Genomic DNA, 20,193 nt, shown 5'->3' with positions numbered 1-20,193 from the left:
ACTCCTCCCGGGAGTGGGCCGCCTTTTCCCATGTCGTGTCGCGTAAGGACCCGCACCGCGAACGGTTCGCATCCTGCCGCGGCGCCCCCTTGGCTGAATCAATGCCGTCCGCCCCGAAGCGCTCCTCGCACGATCCCGGGTCGAGCGCTGCCGGTTCCGTGACCGGCGCCGCGGTCGCTTCCGGGGTCACCTCCGCGGACGACGGCGCCCACCCCCGTACCGGACCCGCGGCACCGCGGGACGCGCGCCCCGCCGATGCCGCGGCCCGGGTGGCCCGGTACTCGGGATTCCGCCCGGAGGTACAGGGGCTGCGGGCGGTCGCGGTGCTGTTGGTCGTGATCTACCACGTGTTCATGAGCCGGGTGTCCGGCGGCGTGGACATCTTCCTGCTGATCTCCGCCTTTTTCATGACGCTGTCGTTCGTGCGCCGGATCGAGGGTGGCCGGGCTCTTGGACTGGGCCGGTACTGGCTGCACACGTTCAAACGCCTGTTACCCCTGGCCACGCTCACGATCCTGCTCACCTTCGCCGCGCTGTGGGCGTTCTTCCCGGCCACGCAGATCGCCCAGTTCCGTTCGCAGGGTGTGGCGTCCGTGCTGTACATGGAGAACTGGGCGCTCGCTGCCGAACAGGTGGATTACTACGCCGCGGACCACTCGACGGCGTCCCCGTTCCAGCATTTCTGGTCCCTGTCGGTCCAGGGTCAGGTCTTCCTGGTGTGGCCGCTGATCTTCGCCCTCGCGTGGTGGTGGCGACGCCGCACCGCCCGCAGTTGCGTGCCCGTCCTCGCGGGCTGCTTCGGTCTCGTCTTCGCGACCTCCCTGGCGTTCTCCGTGGTGACGACGGCGTCCCGGCAGGAGTTCGCGTACTTCGACACCCGCGCCCGCCTGTGGGAGTTCGCGCTCGGTTCCCTGCTGGCCCTGGCGCTCCCGTACGTCCGGGTCGGCCGGGTGGCGGGGGTGCTCCTGGGGTGGCTCGGATTCGTGAGCATGATCTCCGTGGGCGTGCTCGTGGACGTGCAGGGCGCGTTCCCCGGGTGGATCGCCCTGTGGCCGCTGCTCTCGGCGGCGGCGATCATCGTGGCCGGGCAGACGGGATCGCCGATCGGTTTCGACCGGTTCCTCTCATGGGGTCCGGTCGTGCGCCTGGGGGACGCGGCCTACGCGCTCTACCTCGTGCACTGGCCCCTGCTGATCACCTACCTGGTGATCCGCGACCGCCCGGACGCCGGAGCCGTCGCGGGAACCGCCCTCGTGCTGGCCTCGATCGCACTCGCCCTCGTGCTCACGCACTGGTTCGAAGAACCTCTGAAACGGTGGTCGTGGCCCGAGGCCCGGTCGTGGCGCGCGGGGCTCGTGATCGCGGTGTGCGTGGGGCTCGTGACCGGGATCGCCGGGACGTGGGAACGGGCGGAGCTGCAGCGCAACCAGCGCCTGGGGGAGAACGCGTCCGCGAACAACCCCGGCGCCGTCGCCCTGCTGCCGGGCTACGAGTTCCACGGCGACCCGACCGCGCCCGCGCTGCCGCGCCCCGAGGAACTGCCCCACAGCGCCGCGGACCTGGGTGGGGGCTGTCCCGAGGACGTCGACCTCCCCGAGCAGTTCCGGCAGTTCTGCCGCGAGCCCGTGGCCACGGAGGACCCCGCCCGCACCGTGGTGGTGATCGGCAACAGCCACATGCAGCACTGGGTCCCCGCGCTCGAACCCCTGGCCCGCGCGAACGGGTGGCGCGTGCTCGCCTACATCCAGCACGGGTGCTCCTACACGGTGGCCGCGGAACTCGAGGACGCCGAGGCGTGCGCGACCTGGTTCGAGGGCAGCGACGAGATGCTCGCCGCCGCGGACCCGAACCTCGTGTTCGTGCAGGGCACCTTCAGTGAGCCGGACGGGGAGACGTGGAAACCGGGCCTGGAGACCCGCGTGCGCGCCCTCGTGGCGGACGGCATCCAGGTGGTGGGCATCCGTGACACCCCGCGGTTCCACGACGCCCCGGCCGAGTGCGCCGCGCTGCGCGGCCTCGAGTCCCCGGAGTGCGAGATCGTGCACCCCATGCTCGACACCCCCGACCCCCAGCGGCACCTGGGCTCCGAACTGGAGGGTTTCGCGCCCGTGGACATGACCGACGTCGTGTGTCCCGACGGCGCGTGCCGGCCCGCCGTGGGCAACGTGATCGTGTACTTCGACGACGACCACCTCACCGGGATGTACGCGGCCTCAGCCTCCCACAGCTTCGCCCAGCGGGTCTCGGACGCCCTGCAGCAGGACGGGATCACGGGGATCGCGTTACCCGAGTAACTCCTTGTCAGGCGGGGGAGGTCTACTATGGCCTGCGTGCTTCCCCCCGATCGATCCGTCACGACAGTTCCGCCGGCCCCCGGGTCACCCACCACGGCCCCCGCCCCGTGGACGGACGTCTCCTCCGCCGGGATGCCCACCGCCTCCGCGCCCCCGGGCTCCTCCGCCTCGGCCACCCGGGTGGCCCGGTACTCGGGATTCCGTCCCGAGGTGCAGGGGCTGCGGGCGGTGGCCGTGCTGCTGGTGGTGATCTACCACGTGTTCATGGGCCGGGTCTCCGGTGGCGTGGACATCTTCCTGCTGATCTCGGCGTTCTTCATGACCCTCTCCTTCGTGCGCCGGATCGAAGGTGGGCGTCCGCTGGGGCTGGCCCGGTACTGGCTGCACACCTTCAAGCGGTTGCTGCCGCTGGCCACGGTGATCATCCTGGGCACGCTGGCCCTCGTGGCGTTCGTGTTCCCGCGCACCGACGTCGCGGAGTTCCGGTCCCAGGGCGTGGCCTCGATCCTGTACGTCGAGAACTGGGCGCTGGCCGCCAACCAGGTGGACTACTACGCCGCGGATCATTCGACGGCGTCCCCGTTCCAGCACTTCTGGTCCCTGTCGGTGCAGGGTCAGGTCTTCCTGGTGTGGCCGCTGATCTTCGCGCTCGCGTGGTTCGTCAAACGGCGCACGGGGCGCAGCTGCGTACCCGTGCTGGCGGGGTGTTTCGGCCTTGTGTTCGTCGCCTCGCTCGCGTTCTCCGTGGTGACGACGGCGTCGCGGCAGGAGTTCGCGTACTTCGACACCCGCGCCCGCCTGTGGGAATTCGCACTGGGCTCCTTGCTGGCCCTGGCGGTGCCCTACCTGCGCGTGGGCCGGGGCTTGGGGGTGCTGCTGGGCTGGGCCGGGTTCGTGAGCATGGTCCTGGTGGGCATCCTCGTGGACGTACAGGGTGCGTTCCCCGGGTGGATCGCACTGTGGCCGCTGCTGTCGGCGGCGGCGATCATCGTGGCGGGGCAGACGGGATCGCCGATCGGTTTCGACCGGTTCCTCTCGTGGGGCCCCGTGGTGCGACTCGGGGATGCGGCCTACGCGCTCTACCTGGTGCACTGGCCGCTGCTGATCAGCTACCTGGTGCTCCGTGAGCGCCCCGAGGCCGGCCCCCGTTCGGGTGTGATGCTCGTGGTGCTCTCGGTCGTGCTGGCCCTGGCGCTGACCCGGTGGGTCGAGGCGCCGATGAAGCGGTGGGCGTGGCCCGAGGCCCGGAAGTGGCGCATGGGCCTCGTGATCGCGGTGTGCATGGGACTCGTGGTCGCCGCCGCGGGGGCCTGGAGCGCCGTCGAACGCCACCGCACGCAACAGCTCACGTGGAACGCGACCGAGAACAACCCGGGCGCGGTGTCCCTGCTGCCCGGCTTCCAGTTCGCGGGGGACCCGGAAGCACCCACGCTGCCGCTGCCCGAGGACCTGTCCCGCAGCGCGGCGGAGCTGGGCGGCGCATGCCCCGAGGACATCCAGCTGCCCGAGCAGTTCCGGCAGTTCTGCCACGAGACCAGGGCCGCGGAGAACCCCGCCGAGACCGTGCTCGTCACGGGTAACAGCCACGCGCAACACTGGCTGCCGGCCATCACCGCCCTGGCCGAGGCCAACAACTGGCGGGTCGTGAACTACATCCAGCCCGGGTGCTACTACACCGTGGCCGAGGAGCAACCTCCGTTCGAGACGTGCGACCGATGGTTCGAGGGGACGCAGCCCATGGTGGACGCCGTGCACCCCGGTCTCATGTTCGTCCAGGGAACCTTCACCAACGTGGACGGGGAGTTCTGGAAGGCCGGTCTGGAGACCCGGGTGCGGGACCTCGTGTCCCAGGGCATCGACGTGGTGGGCATCCGCGACGTCCCCCGCTTCTCGCAGCCACCGTCCGAGTGCGCCGTGGAGAACGGGGAGGACGCCCCGCAGTGCGTGGGCACCCACCCGATGCTGGGCACCGAGGACCCGCAGCAGACCCTCGCGGAGGTGCTGCCCGGGTTCTCGGCCGTGGACATGACGGACGTGATCTGCCCGCGCGAGCAGTGCCACCCCGTGATCGGCAACGTGTACGTGTACCTGGACGACGACCACATCACGGGCATGTACTCGGCCACGACCGCGCCGATCTTCGCAGAGCGCACCGCGGAGGCGATGAGCGCGGACGGTGGAGCGGGTCTCGACGCGCCCCGCTGAGTCCCGCCTGCCACCCGACTGGGGGAAACGTCTACGATGGCCTGCGTGCTTCCCCGTGACGAGACCTCAGCCACCGCTGCGCCGTCCTCGGCGCCCGCGCCCTGGGGGAACGTCTCCTCCGCCGGGGCACCGACCGCGTCCGCGTCCCCGGGATCCTCGGATGCCGCGGCCCGTGTGGCCCGGTTCTCGGGGTTCCGCCCCGAGGTGCAGGGGCTGCGGGCCGTGGCCGTGCTCCTGGTGGTCGTCTACCACGTGTTCATGGGCCGGGTGTCCGGTGGTGTGGACGTCTTCCTGTTCATCTCCGCGTTCTTCATGACCCTCTCGTTCGTCCGCAAGCTCGAGGGCGGGCGTCCCCTGGCGCTGGGCCGCTACTGGCTCCACACCTTCAAGCGGCTGCTGCCGCTGGCGACCGTGGTCATCCTGGCCACGCTGTTCCTCGTGTGGTGGCTGTACCCCGCACAGGACGTGGCGGACTTCCGTTTTCAGGGCGTGGCCTCGATCCTGTACTTCGAGAACTGGACGCTCGCTTTCAACGCGGTGGACTACTACGCGGCGGACCACTCCTCGGCCTCGCCGTTCCAGCACTTCTGGTCCCTCTCGGTCCAGGGGCAGGTCTTCCTGCTGTGGCCGCTGATCTTCGGCCTGGCGTGGCTGGACAAGCGCCGGACGGGCCACAGCAGCGTCCCCGTTCTGGCCGCATGCTTCGGGCTGGTGTTCGCGGCCTCGCTGGCCTTCTCGGTGCTCTCCACGGCCACGCACCAGGAGTTCGCGTACTTCGACACCAGGGCCCGGCTGTGGGAGTTCGCCCTGGGGTCCCTGGTGGCGCTCGCCATTCCCTATGTGAAGCTTCCCCGTGCGGTGCGGCTGGTCCTGGGGTGGGGAGGTTTTGTGAGCATGGTCCTTGTTGGCATTCTCGTGGATGTGCAGGGCGCATTCCCCGGGTGGATCGCGCTGTGGCCGCTGCTGTCGGCGGCGGCGATCATCGTGGCGGGGCAGTCCGGTTTGCCGGTCGGGGTCGACAGGTTCCTCTCGTGGGCCCCGGTGGTGAAGATGGGCGACGCCGCCTACGCGCTCTACCTCGTCCACTGGCCGCTGCTGATTACCTACCTGGTGGTCCGGGAGCGGCCTGTGGCGGGGCCGCGCTCGGGTGTGGCGCTCGTGGTGGTCTCGATCGTGCTGGCGCTGCTGCTGACGAAGTTCGTGGAGAACCCGTTGAAGCGGTGGAAGTGGCCGGAGGCGAGGAACTGGCGGCTCGCTCTGGTCATTGTGATCTGCATGGGTCTGGTGCTGGCGAGCGCCGGCACGTGGTCTGCGGTGGAGCGTCACCGCACGGCCCAGCTCGAGGCGCGGGCTGAACTCAACAACCCGGGGGCTCGGGTGCTGGAACCCGGCTACGAGTTCACGGGGGACGAGAACGCGCCCGTACTGCCTGCCTCGATGCAGGACCAGTGGGTGGGATTGCCCCGCGCCTGCGAGGGAGAGTACAAGAGTGCAAACCGAACGGCCCAGGGTTTCTGTCGGCAGACGGAGAAGGTGGAGAACCCGACCAAGGTGGTGGCCGTTGTTGGCAACTCCCACATGGAGCAGTACATGGGCGCGGTGATCCCGGTGGCGGAGGAGGAGAACTGGCAGCTGATCTCGGTGCTGCAACCCGGGTGCGGCTTCGGGGTGGAGGGTCAGTCGAGCACGTGCCGCGATGGAAACGAGGCCGTCATGGACTACCTCGAGGTCCTGAAACCGGACGTTGTGATGACCACTTCCACCCGCTCGGAGCTCATGGACGGGGGCGCCGAGCACGTGGTGAGCGGGCTCGAGGAGCTCACCCAGGACCTTACGGAGCAGGGCAGCATAGTGGTGGGATTCCGGGACAACCCCCGGCTGGACTTCGACCCCACCCGCTGCATCGCGGAGAAGGGCCGGGACGACGAATCCTGCCGAGTTGCACGGCAGACCGTTCTCGGGGACACGGATCCCGCCTCGAGCCTAGACAGCATTCCGGGCTTCGTGGGGATCGACCCCACAGACCTGATCTGTCCAGTGGACGTGTGTGCACCCGTGATCGGCAATGTGGCTGTGTGGCTCGACTCGCACCACCTCACGTGGGACTACACGCGCAGCATGGCCCCGCTGTTGCACGACACCCTGGTCCGCGCGGTCCAGGTCACACCGGGGGTGGCCGCGGAGTGAGCCCTCGGCGCGCGCCGTAGACTGGTGGGGACATTCTCGCGTGAAAGGGATTATTCGTGTCTGAACCCGTGCCCACGGCCCTCATGGACGACCCGTTCGGCTTCACCGGACTGACCTACGACGACGTGCTGTTGCTTCCCGGCAACACGGACGTGATCCCGTCGGAGGCCTCCACGACCACGCGCCTGTCGCGCCGGATCACGCTGCAGGCCCCCGTGCTCTCCGCCGCGATGGACACCGTCACGGAATCGGCCATGGCCATCTCCATGGCCCGCCAGGGCGGGATCGGCGTGATCCACCGCAACCTGTCCATCCAGGACCAGGCGGATCACGTGGACCGCGTCAAGCGCAGCGAGTCCGGGATGATCACCAACCCGGTCACGGTATCCCCGGAAGCCACGCTCGCGGAACTGGACCGGTTGTGCGGCTACTACAAGGTCTCCGGTCTGCCCGTGGTGGACGAGTCCCAGAAGCTGCTCGGGATCATCACCAACCGGGACACTCGCTACCTGCCCGAGAGCGATTTCGAGACCCGGCTCGTGCGGGACGTGATGACCCCCATGCCGCTCGTCACGGGCAACGTGGGGATGAGCCGAGACGAGGCCCACAAGCTGCTGGCCACGCACAAGATCGAGAAGCTGCCGCTCGTGGACGACCAGGACCGGCTGACCGGGCTGATCACGGTCAAGGACTTCACCAAGGCCGAGCAGTACCCGCTGGCCACCAAGGACGACGAGGGCCGGTTGCGCGTGGGTGCCGCCGTGGGCTTCTTCGGCGACGGCTACGAGCGCGCCATGGCGCTCGTGGAGGCCGGGGTGGACGCCCTGTTCATCGACACCGCCAACGGTCACTCCCAGGGCGTGCTGGACATGATCGCCCGGCTCAAGAAGGACTCCGCCGCCGCCCACGTGGACATCATCGGCGGGCAGGCCGCGACCCGCGCGGGCGCCCAGGCGATCGTGGATGCCGGCGCGGACGCCGTGAAGGTGGGTGTGGGTCCGGGTTCCATCTGCACGACCCGCGTGATCGCGGGCGTGGGCGTCCCGCAGATCACCGCGATCAACGAGGCCGCCCAGGTCACCATCCCCGCGGGCGTGCCGCTGATCGCCGACGGCGGGCTGCAGTTCTCCGGCGACATCGGCAAGGCGCTCGTGGCCGGTGCGGACTCCGTGATGCTCGGCTCCCTGCTGGCCGGTTGCGACGAGTCCCCCGGGGAACTCGTGTTCGTGGGCGGCAAGCAGTTCAAGGCGTACCGCGGTATGGGCTCGCTCGGGGCCATGCAGTCGCGCGGCAAGAACACGTCCTACTCCAAGGACCGCTACTTCCAGGCGGACGTGGCCGACGACGAGAAGCTCATCCCCGAGGGCATCGAGGGCCAGGTGCCCTATCGCGGGCCGCTCGCGTCCGTGCTGCACCAGTTGGACGGTGGGCTGCGCCAGACCATGTTCTACGTGGGCGCGCACAGCATCGAGGAGCTCAAGCACAAGGGGCGGTTCGTGCGGATCACGCCGGCCGGGCTCAAGGAGTCCCACCCGCACGACATCACCATGACGGTGGAAGCCCCCAACTACAAGCGCTGATCGCGCCAGCCCCCGCGCTCTCCGCGCGGTGAAAGGATCCCTCGTGAGTTACGACATCGAAATCGGGCGCTCCAAGCGGGCACGCCGCACGTTCAGCCTGGACGAGATCGCCCTGGTTCCCTCCCGACGCACGCGCGACCCGCAGGACGTGAGCACCTCGTGGCAGATCGACGCCTACAACTTCGACATCCCCGTGGTGGGTGCGCCCATGGACTCCGTGATGTCCCCGGCCACGGCGATCGCCCTGGGCCGCTGCGGCGGTCTGGGCGTGCTGGACCTCGAGGGCCTGTGGACCCGCTACGAGGACCCGCAGCCCGTCCTGGACGAGATCGCGGACCTCAGCTCTGAAAACCTGCCGCAGGCCACACGGCGGATGCAGGAGCTGTACTCCGCCCCGATCCAGCCCGAGTTGATCAAGGCCCGGTTGGCCGAGATCCGCGAGTCCGGGGTGATCGTCTCCGGCTCCCTGTCCCCGCAGCGCGTCGTGGAGCACTACCGCACCGTGCTGGAGGCGGGCGTGGACCTGTTCGTGATCCGCGGCACCACGGTCTCCGCCGAGCACGTCTCGCGCACCCAGGAGCCCCTGGACCTCAAGAAGTTCATCTATGACCTGGACGTTCCCGTGATCGTGGGCGGCGCCGCGGGCTACACCCCGGCCCTGCACCTCATGCGCACGGGTGCGGCGGGCGTGCTCGTGGGCTTCGGGGGCGGCGCGTCCCTGCGCACCGAATCCATCCTGGGCATCCACGCGGCCATGGCCTCGGCCATCTCCGACGTCGCCGCGGCCCGCCGCGACTACCTCGACGAGTCGGGCGGTCGGTACGTCCACGTGATCGCCGACGGCGGTCTGGGCACCTCGGGTGACATCGTCAAGGCCATCGCCATGGGCGCCGACGCCGTGATGCTCGGGACCCTGCTGGCCCGCGCGGAGGAGGCCCCGGGTCAGGGCTGGCTGTGGGGTCCCGAGGCCCACAACCCGCACTCACCGCGCGGTGTGCGCACCCACGTGGGGACCGTGGGTCCTCTGGGCGAGCTGCTCAACGGGCCCTCGCGCCACGTGGACGGCTCCTCTAACGTGATCGGTGCCCTGCGCCGGGCCATGTCCACCACCGGCTACTCCGAGCTCAAGGAGTTCCAACGCGCGGACGTGGTGATCCGCAGCTGATCCCCCCGTGCCAGGCCGCGGGTGCGCCCGCGCTTCCGGCTCGGGAACCGGTGGCCGTTACGGACCCGTGACCCGTGGCCGTCCCGTGATCGGGGCTGCCCGTACCCCCGCTGATTTGGGAAACGTCCAGCCCGGAGCACTAGGGTTGAGGGGTGCTCAAGACCGCCCTGCGCCCCCGCTCCCTGGCTTTCCTGGCGGTCGCGCTGATCGTGGCGGCACTGTTCGTAGTGTTGAGCATGTGGCAGTTGAACGCTTCCCTGCAGTCTTCCACGGTGGTGGATCCCGCCAAGGACCGGGTCTCGACCCTGGGAGACGTGGTCTCCCCGGGGGAGGCCACGACCGCTCAGCAAGCCGATCACATGGTATCCGCGGTCGGGCGCTACGTCCCCGATTCCACGGTGCTGGTCCCGGGACGGTTGCAGGACGGCAACCCTGGGTACTGGGTGGTCACCCAACTCGCGATCCCCGATTCGCAACAGCGCTGGGACGTCGCCGATAACGACGTCTCGATCGCGGTGGCCCGGGGCTGGGTCGCTTCCGCCGACCGGGTGCCGCGAGCGCCGTCGGACGAGATCCGGGTGATCGGCAGACTCCTGCCCACGGACTCCCCGCTACCGAGCGAGAACGTGCCGGCCGGGCAGGTCGCGTCCGTGGCGTCCGCGCAGCTGAGCAATCTGTGGGACGCGCCCCTGTACTCGGGGTACGTGGCCGCGTTCGCGGAGAACCCCGCGGCGGAACCGGCGCCCGTGACCCGGGAGGGTACGCTCGCGGTGTCGGCCGGGCTCATGGGGGAGGGGCTGGAACCCCTGCAGATCCAGCAGCAACCCGCGGACACCTCCGTGCACGCCCTGAACCTGTTCTACGCGATCGAGTGGGTCGTGTTCGCGGGCTTCGCGTTCTTCATGTGGTGGCGTTTCGTGCGGGACGACTACCTGCGCCGGCAGGACCCCGAGAAGTACTTCTACTTCGACGGCGCCTACTTCTGGGACGAGGCCGAGCAGTCCTACTACTACTGGGACGCCCAGGACCAGTGCTATTACTACTTCGACGACCAACCCGCGGTGCGCACGGAATCGCGCACCCCGCCCACGAGTTCCACCCCGCGATCCCACGGAGCCAGTCATGAGTGATCACACGCCGCAGCCCGATTCCCAGCCCCGCCCGGTGCGCCGCACCGACGGCGTGCGGGTCACCGCGCCCGAGGACGCCAGCCCCGAGCGCGCGACCGTCCCGGACAGCGTGCGCGCCAAGGCCGCCGCGCTGAAACCACGACGGCGCTTCGGCGGGACCGAGGCGCAGATCCGCGGCGCGCTGACCTTCTACAAGGTGTGCGCGTGGATCTCGGGTACCTTCCTGCTGCTGCTCGTCGCGGAGATGATCACCCGCTACGGCTTCGGCTACGACCTGATCGCGGGCGGCACGGACAAGGCCACGGGGCAGAGCGTGGCCCTAGGCTGGCAGGACCTCGAGCTCGAGAACCTGGCCGGGGGCGTGAACATCTCCACGTGGATCCTGATCATCCACGGCTGGTTCTACGTGATCTACCTGCTCTCATGCCTGCGCGTGTGGTCGCTCATGCGCTGGCCGTTCGCGCAGCTGGTCGTGATGGCCCTGGGCGGTGTGGTGCCGTTCCTCTCGTTCATCGTGGAACGCAAGATCCACCGCTCCACGGAGGCCGAACTCGTGGCCAATCCGCGCGCCGCCCGGCGCTACTGAGACCGGGCGAGGGTGTCCGAGCGGTGTTCTAGACTTGTCCGCGTGAGTGAATCCCCTGACAACCTGAGCGAACTGGAGCAACGTCCGGTACTCGTGGTCGACTACGGCGCGCAGTACGCGCAGCTGATCGCCCGCCGGGTACGCGAGGCGAACGTCTACTCCGAGATCGTCCCGCACACCTGGTCCACCGAGAAGATCCTGCAGCGCAACCCCGCCGCGCTGATCCTCTCCGGCGGCCCGGCGTCCGTGTACGCGCCCGGTGCGCCGCAACGGGACGCCGAACTGTTCGAAGCCGGCGTGCCCGTGCTGGGGATCTGCTACGGCTTTCAGATCATGGCCAACGCCCTGGGCGGGACCGTTGAGCGCACGGGTGTGCGCGAGTACGGGGCCACCGCCGCCGCGACCTCCGGGGACGGCGTGGGCACCATCCTGGACGGCACCCCGGACGTGCAGACAGTGTGGATGAGTCACGGTGACTCGGTCACCGCCGCGCCCGAGGGTTTCACGACCCTGGCTACTACGGAGGGCGTCCCGGTGGCGGCCTTCGAGAACCGCGAGCGTAGGCTCTACGGCGTGCAGTGGCACCCCGAGGTCAAGCACTCCGCGTACGGGCAGAAGATCCTGGAGAACTTCCTCTTCGAGGGGGCCCAGCTCACGCCCACGTGGTCCACGGGCAACATCATCGAGGAGCAGGTGGCCGCGATCCGCGCCCAGGTGGGTGACGGCAAGGCCCTGTGCGGGCTCTCCGGCGGGGTGGACTCCGCGGTGGCTGCAGCCCTCGTGCAGCGCGCGATCGGGGACCGTCTCACGTGCGTGCTGGTAGATCACGGTCTGATGCGCCAGGACGAGGTCGCGCAGGTCGAGAAGGACTACGTGGCCGCCACGGGCATCAAGCTCCACGTGGCCCGCGAGCAGGACCGCTTCCTCGCCGCGCTCAAGGGTGTCACCGACCCCGAGACCAAGCGCAAGAACATCGGCCGGGAATTCATTCGCGCGTTCGAGGCCGCCGAGCAAAAGGTGCTCAGCGACGAGGCCCAGGACGGCCAGCCCGTCCGGTTCCTCGTGCAGGGCACGCTGTACCCGGACGTCGTGGAATCCGGCGGCGGTGAGGGTGCCGCCAACATCAAGAGCCATCACAACGTGGGTGGGCTGCCCGAGGACCTGCAGTTCGAACTCGTGGAACCGCTGCGCGCCCTGTTCAAGGACGAGGTCCGCGCCGTGGGCCGCGAACTGGGACTGCCCGAGAACATCGTGGGCCGCCAGCCGTTCCCCGGTCCGGGTCTGGGGATCCGGATCATCGGTGAGGTCACCGAGGAGCGCCTGGACATCCTACGCCGCGCGGACGCGATCGCCCGCGAGGAGCTCACGCGCGCCGGTCTCGACGACGACGTGTGGCAGATGCCCGTGGTGCTGCTCGCGGATGTGCACTCGGTGGGCGTCCAGGGGGACGGTCGCACGTACGGCCACCCCGTGGTGCTGCGCCCGGTCAGCTCCGAGGACGCTATGACCGCTGACTGGTCCCGCTTGCCCTCCGAGCTGCTCGCCCGGATGTCCAACCGCATCACCAACGAGGTCGAGGAGATCAACCGGGTGGTCCTGGACGTCACGTCCAAGCCGCCGGGAACCATCGAGTGGGAGTGAACCCCACCGCGTAGAGAGCCATCGTTAGTTGCGGTGCGCCGGTCCGCCCCATCCCCCGTGGTGAGCAGACCGGCGCACTCGTGAGTAGGAGCACCATGTCGACACCCGCCCCGGACCGTTCCCGAACAACCCCCCAGGACACGGGCGCCACGGGCGAGCGCGAACACCCCCGCGTGTCCCTGCGTTCCTGGACCCAACAGATGGACGCCTACACGGGCCCGGACACCCTGCTGGACTTCAACCAGGTGGACAACGTCTGCATCGATCTCACCGAGGCCAACTCCTCGGGGCAGGCACAGTTGCTCATGGGCCGTCCCACCCGGCTGTCCACGATGATCCACCAGGACAGCCCCGCGTACGAGCGCGCCGTGCGCTCGGCCCGGGCGCTGCGCACCAAGGTCCACGAGCTGTCGGTGATGCACGGTCTGGACGCCTCCTATCTGGCCGCGGGCACGGCGTCGTGGCTCGCCGATCCCGTGGCGGACGGGTTGCGCCGGTTCATCGCCCCGGTCCTGCTCGCCCCGGTCACGGTCAAGTTGCGCCCGGACCACAAGGACTTCGAATTGCACATCGTGGGTCCCGCCCACCTCAACCCGGCACTCGTGCGTCGGCTGCGCGAGGACCACGGCGTGGAACTGGCCACGGCGGAGATGTCCCGGCTCGCGTACGGCACCCGCAAGTTGGACCCCGCGCCCGTGCTGGAGACCCTGCGCCAGCTCGCGGCCCACGTCCCGGGCATGCACGTGGAACACCAGTTGCTGGTCTCCACGTTCGCGGATCTGCACGAACGTCCCGCAGACGAGCACGTGGTCGCGCACACCCAGTTGATCGAGGACCTCGCCCGGCTCAAGAACCCCGAGGTCGGCAAACTGCCAGTCGTGCGCCCCCTGACCGATCAGGCACCCGGTCTCGACGAGCGCGACCCCGCCCAGGAGCTGCTGCTCACGGACCTGGACGCCAATCAGCAGGAGATCGTGGACCTCGCCGAACAGGGTGAGAGCTTCGTGGTCGCTACACCCGTGGGCACCGCCGCGGTGGACACCGTGGTCTCCACGGTCGGCGCACTCGTGCACCGTGGCCGCAGCGTCCTGGTGCTCGGCGAGTCCCGCACCACGCTCGCCGCGTTCAACCGCGCGTGGAACCGCACCGGCCTGGACTCCCTCGTCCTGCCGCTGGGCTCCCACCTGAGCCCGGACGACGTCGCCGAGCGGCTCGTGCGCGCCGTCGCCCGCAACGAACGCGCCGAGCAGCCGCAGCTGGAACAACACCTGGACGCCCTGCAGCGTAGCCGCGAACAGCTGCGGGTGCACGAGGAATCTCTGCACGCGCTGCGTCCCCGCTGGCAGGCCTCGCCCTACGACGCCATGCAGGCGCTCGCGGAACTGACCGCGCGCACCCCCGGACCGCAGACCGCCGTGCGGTTCCGCCGTTCCGTGCTGGACGCCGTGTCCCACCGCAGCGAGGTGCAGCGTCAGCTCCAGCGCGCCGCGACCCTCGGCGCGTTCGACGCTGCGGCGCTCGCGAGCCCGTGGCACGGTGCGCGGCTCGTCAACGACGACGAGGCCCGTGAGGCCCACGACCTCGCCAAGTCCCTGCTGCTCGAACTGACCACCCTCAAGACGGCCATGCGCCACGTCCTGGGGGTCTCGGGGCTGCGCGTGGGCTCGACCATCGGCGAATGGGAGCAACAGCTCGAACTCGTGATCGAGGTCGGGGAGTCGCTCGAGTACCTCACACCGGACATCTACGACCGGCCCGTGACGGACCTGATCGCCGCGACGGCCTCAGCGTCCTGGCGGCGGGACCACGAGATCGAGCTGAGCGGGCTGCAGCGCTCCCGCCTGCGCAAGGCCGCCAAGGAATACCTCCGACCCGGCGTGCACCTCTCGGACCTGCACTCGGCGCTCGTGAAAGTGCAGTCCGAACGGGACAGGTGGCGTCAATGGGCCACCACGCTCGAACAGCCCGCCGTCTCGGACCGCGCCGGGGAGACCCTGCAGATCCATCGCCGGTTCCGCGAGGACCTCGAGGGGCTCGCGATCGCACTCGAGGGCTCGCGCACTGCCGCGCGCCTGGAGACGGCCGGGGTGGACGAACTCCAGGAAATCCTGGACGAACTGATCAACGACGAGGCCCACCTCGCGACCCTGCCCGAACGCACCGTGTTGCTCGACGACCTGCGGGCGCGCGGGCTGGGGGAGTTCCTGCAGGACCTCGAGACCCGCGCGGTACCCGCCGAGCGCGTGGGCGAGGAACTCGACCTCGCGTGGTGGCAGTCCGTGCTCGAGGCCATGATCAGCGGTGATGACTTCGTGGCCATGCCGGACGGTTCCGAGCTGCGCCGCACGGAATCCGTGTTCCGCCGCGCCGATTCCGCCCACATCGCGGCCGCACCGGCGCGACTCGAGTACGCGCTGGCCGAGCGTTGGGCGCGGGACACCAAGCGCAACCCCCGGGAGGCTCGCGCGCTGCGGGACATGCTGCGCAGCGGTCACGTGCGCACCGAGGAGCTGGACCGGGTCCAGCACCTCACGCCGTCGCTCGTGCCCGTGTGGACCGCGAGTCCGCTCGTACTCACCGCCACGCTGGGGGAGGAGCAGTCCGTGGACACCGTGGTGGTCCTGGACGCCGAGTCCACCCCGCTCGCGGCCACGCTGCCCGCGCTCGTACGGGCGGATCAGGTCATCGCGTTCGGTGACCGCAACGCCGCGGGTCCTCAGCCCTTCACGGTGGCCCCGCACGTCGCGGTCCGGGACACACCGCAACCCGTCGCGGACATCGACTCGGCGTACGACGCACTGACCCGCGTGGTGGACTCCCGGTCCCTGACCTCGGTGCGCCGGCCCATGGACCCCCGTTTGTTCGACTACCTCAACGACGCGTTCTACGACGGCACCCTGACCCGCGTGCCGCAGGCCTCGGAACTGACGAGCGTGAGCACGGGGATGTCCGCCGAGTACGTCGTGAACGGCGTGGGCGTGCTCACCGCGGGCAGCGAAGGGGTGCAGGCACCCACCGCAGAGGTCCACCGCACCGTGGACCTGGTCTTCGCCCACGCCGAGCGGCACCCCGAGCGGTCCCTGGCCGTGGTCACCGCGAGTGCGATGCATGCCGCCCGCGTGGCCCAGGCCGTGCAGCGTCGACTGCGGGAGACCGGTGAGTCCGCCGAGTTCTTCGCCCCGGGGCGGGAGTCCTTCCGCGTGGTCGAGTTGCACCGGGCCGCGGGGATCGAGCGGGACACCGTGATCTTCTCGCTCGGCTTCGGGCGCACCACGTCCGGGCGCAGCACCCCGCAGTTGGGTGCACTGTCCGAGCGGGACGGGCGCCAGGCGTTCGTGCGCGGGATGACCCGCTCGCGTCGCCATACGCACATCGTCACGTCCATCCACCCCAAGGACACCGAGCCGCGGCGGCTGCAGAACGGCGCCAGGGACATGTACCACATGCTCGAGATCCTCTTTGGGGAGGACACCACGTCGGAGCGCGCGGGGGCTCCCGTCGAGGACACCGACGCCGCCCCGGATGCTTTGGTCGCTGATCTCGCCCGACGGCTGCGGGGCGCCGGAGCCACGGTCCACACCGGCTACGCCCACATGATCGACATGGCCGCGTACGCGGAGACCGAGTCCTTGTCCGCGGGGGCTGTCACCCAGCGTGCGGCCACGGGCGAGCCCGTACGCATCCCGGTGGCGCTGCGCTCCGACGGGTCCGAGCGCAGCCGCGCGCTGAGCGTGCGCGAACGCTCGCGGCTCATCCCGCAACAGCTCGAACGCGCGGGGTGGAACTACGTGAGCCTGTGGTCCGTGGAGGTCTTCACCGACCCGCAGACCGTGGCCGGTCTCGTCCAGCGCTACCTCGGCCTGGGGCCCGATGCGGGGTCCGACTCGGAGACCGACGCGCGGAGAGTGAGCGGTTCGCGTGACGACTGATCGCCCGGCGAACCGTCCTGAGTCCTCGCGGGACGGCTCGGACGCCGGGGACGGGCGCTCGCGGGACGAGGCGGCGCCGAAGGAGGTGGCTCCGGATCCTGCGCGGGGCCCAAGGCCCACGGATGGCGAGGACGTCCCGGGCGCAGCGGTCACCTCGTCCGAGGGCGCCCCGGATGGCGCCACTTCCGCCCAGCCCGGGGGACGACGCCGCCGCGGCCACCGCCGCGCGACGGGCGGAACCGCCCCGGACGCGGAGTGCGCGCTGCGCGCCACTGAGTGGGGTGCGGGCTCCGACGAGCTGGGCGGCGACGCCCCGGACCCCCGGGAGGCTGCCGCGGAGAGCGGCCACGCGCAGTGGTTGAAACAGCAGCGCCCGCCCCACTGGGGGTGAACCGGCTGCCGGATGGATCCGGTGGTGATTCCACCCGAGTCCGTATGACCTCGACCCGGGGCAGGGTTTTGCATGATCCCGCGTTCCCTCACGACGACACCAGGACGAGGGACACCCGACCCGTCCCGTCGAGCGTGGCCAGTTCCGCGGCGGTCTCACGGGACGCCGCCAGGACCACGAGCCCGGCATCCCCGTCGGTGCCCGACGCGGAGAGCAGGGACGAGGTGTCGGGGGAGCGTGCGGTCGCGGCCCACAGCACGGTGACCGATTGGGCCACGGTGCGACCGCGCCCGTTCGAGGCATCGTCGGTGTGGTGCACCACGTCCACCACGACACCCGGTCGGACATGTCGTAGCACCGCGGGATCGCTCACCCGCACCGTCGCAGCGGTGGTCCCCTGGGGCTGACCCGTGAGCACCCCGGGGCCCAGCACGGTGGACGGTGTCACGGGTTGCCCCGCGGTCAGGGCGATCGTGGTGGTTTGCCCCGCGGCGTCGTCGGGACTGCTGAAGGCTGACGCGGGGGTGAGGGCGGACGGGAACTCTGCGACCGTGAGGTCACCAGGTGCAAGGGACTGGCCCGCGGGGATCTCCCGGGCCGCCGTGACCACGGGTGTGGTCTGCGCGCTCGGCGGGGCGAGTCGCAGGATCACGAGCGTCAGGGCCAGGGCACACAGCGCGGCGGCCACGAGGCGGTGGCGGCGCCGCACCGCGGTGCGGACGCGCAAGGCCAGCGGATAGTGCGGACGGGATCGGGAGCGCATACCCGGACGCTAGGCGGGCGGCGTCGTCGTCCCGGAGCGGCGTGGTGGATCGGTGGAGACCGGGGGTGGGCTCAGCGCCGAACACTCACCCGTGCAGTGCGCTCGCCGCGGCGAGAATCAGGCATGCGCCGGTCTGTCGACCCGGGTCCCGTCGTGCAGGGACGCCGCGCTGGTCCGGTCAGCAGCGGGCCCGGCGGAAGTGACCGTGGGAGTGACGTCGACTCAGGACGCGGAGGTCGACCCGCTCGCGGTCGAGGCGGAGGATGAGCTCGTGCCGCTGCCGGAGGTGGCGGACGCAGCGGTGCCGGAGTCCTTGCCTGCGCCCTTGTCCGCGGCCGGGGTCGCGGTGGCATCCGCCGATCCCGAGGTGCCGGAGGAACTCCCGCTCGAGGAGGAGTCCGAGCGCGAGTCGTTGCGGTAGAAACCGGAACCCTTGAACACCACGCCCACCGAGTTGAACTTCTTCCGCAACCGGCCGCCGCATTCCGGGCACACCGTCAGGGCGTCGTCGGAGAAGGACTGGCGGATGTCGAAAGCATGGCCGCAATCTTTGCAGGCATAGGCGTAAACGGGCACGGGTGTTCCTTCGAGGGGTGAGGGTGGTTTACCGACCTCACATCCTACTCGCCCGTCCACGGCTGCGGTCACTGCCCGGAGGGCCCCAGGGGCACGACGCCGCGTTCCGTGAGGACGCTGCTGAGCACGGCATCGTGCGCTTCGCGGGGGACGGTCCCCGCCGGCAGCACCTCGTCCGCGTAGCAGCAGGCCATGGCCTCCAGCCGGTGCCGGGTCCCCGTAACGCGCGGCAGGAACCGGTCGTAGTACCCGCCCCCGAAGCCCAGCCGCACACCGGCCTCGTCCACCGCGACCACCGGCACGAGCAACACCCGCACCGCCGTGAACACCTCCGCCCCGTGCCGTTCCCCGGCGGGTTCGAGCAGCCCGGGCAACGCCCCCTGGACCAGAGGGGCATCCGGGTGCCACTGCACCCAGCTCAACTGCCGCAGGGGTTCCACCACGGGCAACCAGACCCGGTGGCCGCGGTGATGCGCCTGCGTGAGCGCGGACAGCAGGGGCGGCTCGTCCGGCAGCGGCAGGAACGCAGCCAGGTCACCCGTCCCGGTCCCGGCGAGGACGCGCGCCAGGTGCTCCGCGAACCCCGTCTCCGCCCGGTGCCGTGCGGCCGCCCCACGACGACGCCGCCGCGCCAGGATCCGTGCGCGCAATCGCGCCTTGTCCTCGGGGACCGGGGATGCGTCCGCGGGGGATGCCGTGGGGTCCATGCGTCGTCGACCGTCCTTCCCTGTTCACCGTTGGGAGTACATTTCCCGAGAATTCTCGCATTCCCGGTATCACACGGGCGTTGGAACGCGGGCGCCCGTGTGCGGTCGTTTACCCTGATCCCATGAGTCGTGAAGAGACCAAGCGCGTACACAAGGCCGTCATCCCCGCCGCGGGGTTGGGCACCCGATTCCTGCCCGCCACCAAGGCCATGCCCAAGGAAATGCTGCCCGTGGTGGACCGCCCGGCCATCCAGTACGTGGTGCAGGAAGCCGTGGACGCCGGCCTGGACGACGTCCTCATGATCACCGGCCGCTCCAAGCGCGCCCTCGAGGACCACTTCGACCGCGTCCCCGCGCTCGAGGCGCAACTGGATGCGTCCGGTAAGAAGGCCCTGTTGGCCGAGGTCGAGCACGCGTCGGACCTGGGCGAGATCCACTACCTGCGGCAACAGGACCCCAAGGGGCTGGGACACGCGGTGTTGCGTGCCCAGACCCACGTGGGCGACGACCCGTTCGCGGTGCTGCTGGGCGACGACCTGATCGACGAGAAGGAAGACCTGCTCGCCCGGATGATCCGCGTGCAGGAGCGCACCGGCGGTTCCGTGGTGGCCCTCATGGAGGTGCCCCGCGAGAACATCAGCGCGTACGGCTGCGCGGACGTCACCGCCGTCGAGGGGGAGGACTACGTCCAGGTCAACGGCCTCGTGGAGAAGCCCGCGCCGGAGGACGCCCCGTCCAACCTCGCGATCATCGGCCGCTACGTGCTGCACCCGGAGATCTTCGAGATCCTCGAGAACACGGCCCCCGGTCGCGGTGACGAGATCCAGCTTACGGATGCTATGCAGACCATCGCGGACCGCGGGGATGCTGCCCACGGCATGTACGGCGTGGTCTTCAAGGGCCGCCGCTTCGACACCGGGGACAAGCTGTCCTACCTCAAGGCGAACATCGAGCTCGCGTGCGAACGCGAGGACCTCGGTCCGGGCCTGCGCGCCTGGATCAAGGACTACGCCCGCGACCTCGAAGGCTGAGGTCCCCA

The 20,193-nt window shown here is 70.1% G+C and carries 14 protein-coding genes; 11 read left to right on the top strand and 3 right to left on the bottom strand.

Translation table 11 applies throughout. From position 1 onward, the window contains the following. The first annotated feature begins 101 nt into the window (after window positions 1-101). The 10 genes from IE157_RS00845 to IE157_RS00800 all read left to right on the top strand — a co-directional run bounded on the left by IE157_RS00845 (window position 102) and on the right by IE157_RS00800 (window position 17,108). The gene (locus tag IE157_RS00845) at window positions 102-2,294 is read left to right on the top strand and encodes an acyltransferase family protein (protein WP_193518873.1); all 2,193 of its coding nucleotides are present in this window, start codon (window positions 102-104) and stop codon (window positions 2,292-2,294) included. 36 nt (window positions 2,295-2,330) lie between these two features. After that, window positions 2,331-4,499 (top strand): acyltransferase family protein, encoded by a 2,169-nt coding sequence (locus tag IE157_RS00840; protein ID WP_318281237.1) that lies wholly within the window; start codon window positions 2,331-2,333, stop codon window positions 4,497-4,499. 45 nt (window positions 4,500-4,544) lie between these two features. Continuing rightward, a complete protein-coding gene (locus IE157_RS00835; protein ID WP_318281236.1) occupies window positions 4,545-6,686 on the top strand; it encodes an acyltransferase family protein in 2,142 nt (713 codons plus the stop codon). A gap of 83 nt (window positions 6,687-6,769) precedes the next feature. Next, complete coding sequence (gene guaB, locus IE157_RS00830; RefSeq protein WP_193519298.1) at window positions 6,770-8,266, top strand: IMP dehydrogenase; 1,497 nt, start codon at window positions 6,770-6,772, stop codon at window positions 8,264-8,266. Window positions 8,267-8,309: 43 nt separating this feature from the next. After that, entirely contained in the window at window positions 8,310-9,431 is a 1,122-nt protein-coding gene (locus tag IE157_RS00825; RefSeq protein ID WP_144998366.1) for a GuaB3 family IMP dehydrogenase-related protein, read from the top strand. Window positions 9,432-9,583: 152 nt separating this feature from the next. Further along, window positions 9,584-10,561 carry an SURF1 family protein gene (locus IE157_RS00820; RefSeq protein WP_193518871.1) on the top strand — a complete coding sequence of 326 codons (978 nt, stop codon included), beginning with the start codon at window positions 9,584-9,586 and terminating at the stop codon, window positions 10,559-10,561. Beyond that, window positions 10,554-11,147, top strand: a complete 594-nt coding sequence (locus tag IE157_RS00815; RefSeq protein ID WP_035965872.1) for a DUF3817 domain-containing protein — start codon at window positions 10,554-10,556, stop codon at window positions 11,145-11,147. Before IE157_RS00820 ends, IE157_RS00815 begins: the two co-directional genes overlap by 8 nt. Before the next feature lie 42 nt (window positions 11,148-11,189). Continuing rightward, window positions 11,190-12,788, top strand: coding sequence for a glutamine-hydrolyzing GMP synthase (gene guaA, locus IE157_RS00810; RefSeq protein ID WP_193518870.1), 1,599 nt, complete (start codon window positions 11,190-11,192; stop codon window positions 12,786-12,788). A gap of 95 nt (window positions 12,789-12,883) precedes the next feature. After that, window positions 12,884-16,717, top strand: a complete 3,834-nt coding sequence (locus IE157_RS00805; protein ID WP_193518869.1) for a hypothetical protein — start codon at window positions 12,884-12,886, stop codon at window positions 16,715-16,717. Continuing rightward, on the top strand, window positions 16,707-17,108 hold the full coding sequence (locus IE157_RS00800; RefSeq protein WP_193518868.1) for a hypothetical protein: 402 nt from the start codon (window positions 16,707-16,709) through the stop codon (window positions 17,106-17,108). The genes IE157_RS00805 and IE157_RS00800 overlap by 11 nt, the downstream gene beginning before the upstream one ends. Before the next feature lie 88 nt (window positions 17,109-17,196). Here the strand turns inward: IE157_RS00800 and cpaB are convergent, their stop codons facing one another. The 3 genes from cpaB to IE157_RS00785 all read right to left on the bottom strand — a co-directional run bounded on the left by cpaB (window position 17,197) and on the right by IE157_RS00785 (window position 19,154). Further along, window positions 17,197-17,871, bottom strand: a complete 675-nt coding sequence (cpaB, locus tag IE157_RS00795; RefSeq protein ID WP_193518867.1) for a Flp pilus assembly protein CpaB — start codon at window positions 17,869-17,871, stop codon at window positions 17,197-17,199. A 222-nt stretch (window positions 17,872-18,093) separates the two neighbouring features. Continuing rightward, window positions 18,094-18,447 (bottom strand): FmdB family zinc ribbon protein, encoded by a 354-nt coding sequence (locus IE157_RS00790; RefSeq protein ID WP_131332502.1) that lies wholly within the window; start codon window positions 18,445-18,447, stop codon window positions 18,094-18,096. Between the two features lie 68 nt (window positions 18,448-18,515). Further along, window positions 18,516-19,154, bottom strand: a complete 639-nt coding sequence (locus IE157_RS00785; protein ID WP_193518866.1) for a 5-formyltetrahydrofolate cyclo-ligase — start codon at window positions 19,152-19,154, stop codon at window positions 18,516-18,518. A gap of 122 nt (window positions 19,155-19,276) precedes the next feature. Here IE157_RS00785 and galU point away from each other — a divergent pair, with 122 nt between their 5' ends. Then, window positions 19,277-20,185 carry a UTP--glucose-1-phosphate uridylyltransferase GalU gene (gene galU / locus IE157_RS00780; RefSeq protein WP_085106442.1) on the top strand — a complete coding sequence of 303 codons (909 nt, stop codon included), beginning with the start codon at window positions 19,277-19,279 and terminating at the stop codon, window positions 20,183-20,185. Window positions 20,186-20,193 lie beyond the last annotated feature (8 nt).

Origin of the sequence: Kocuria marina (assembly GCA_014652975.1) — a bacterium.
Taxonomy (GTDB): Bacteria; Actinomycetota; Actinomycetes; order Actinomycetales; family Micrococcaceae; genus Kocuria; species Kocuria marina.
The sequence above is the reverse complement of the archived record's forward strand: the minus strand, read 5'-3'. Positions and strand labels throughout refer to the sequence as shown.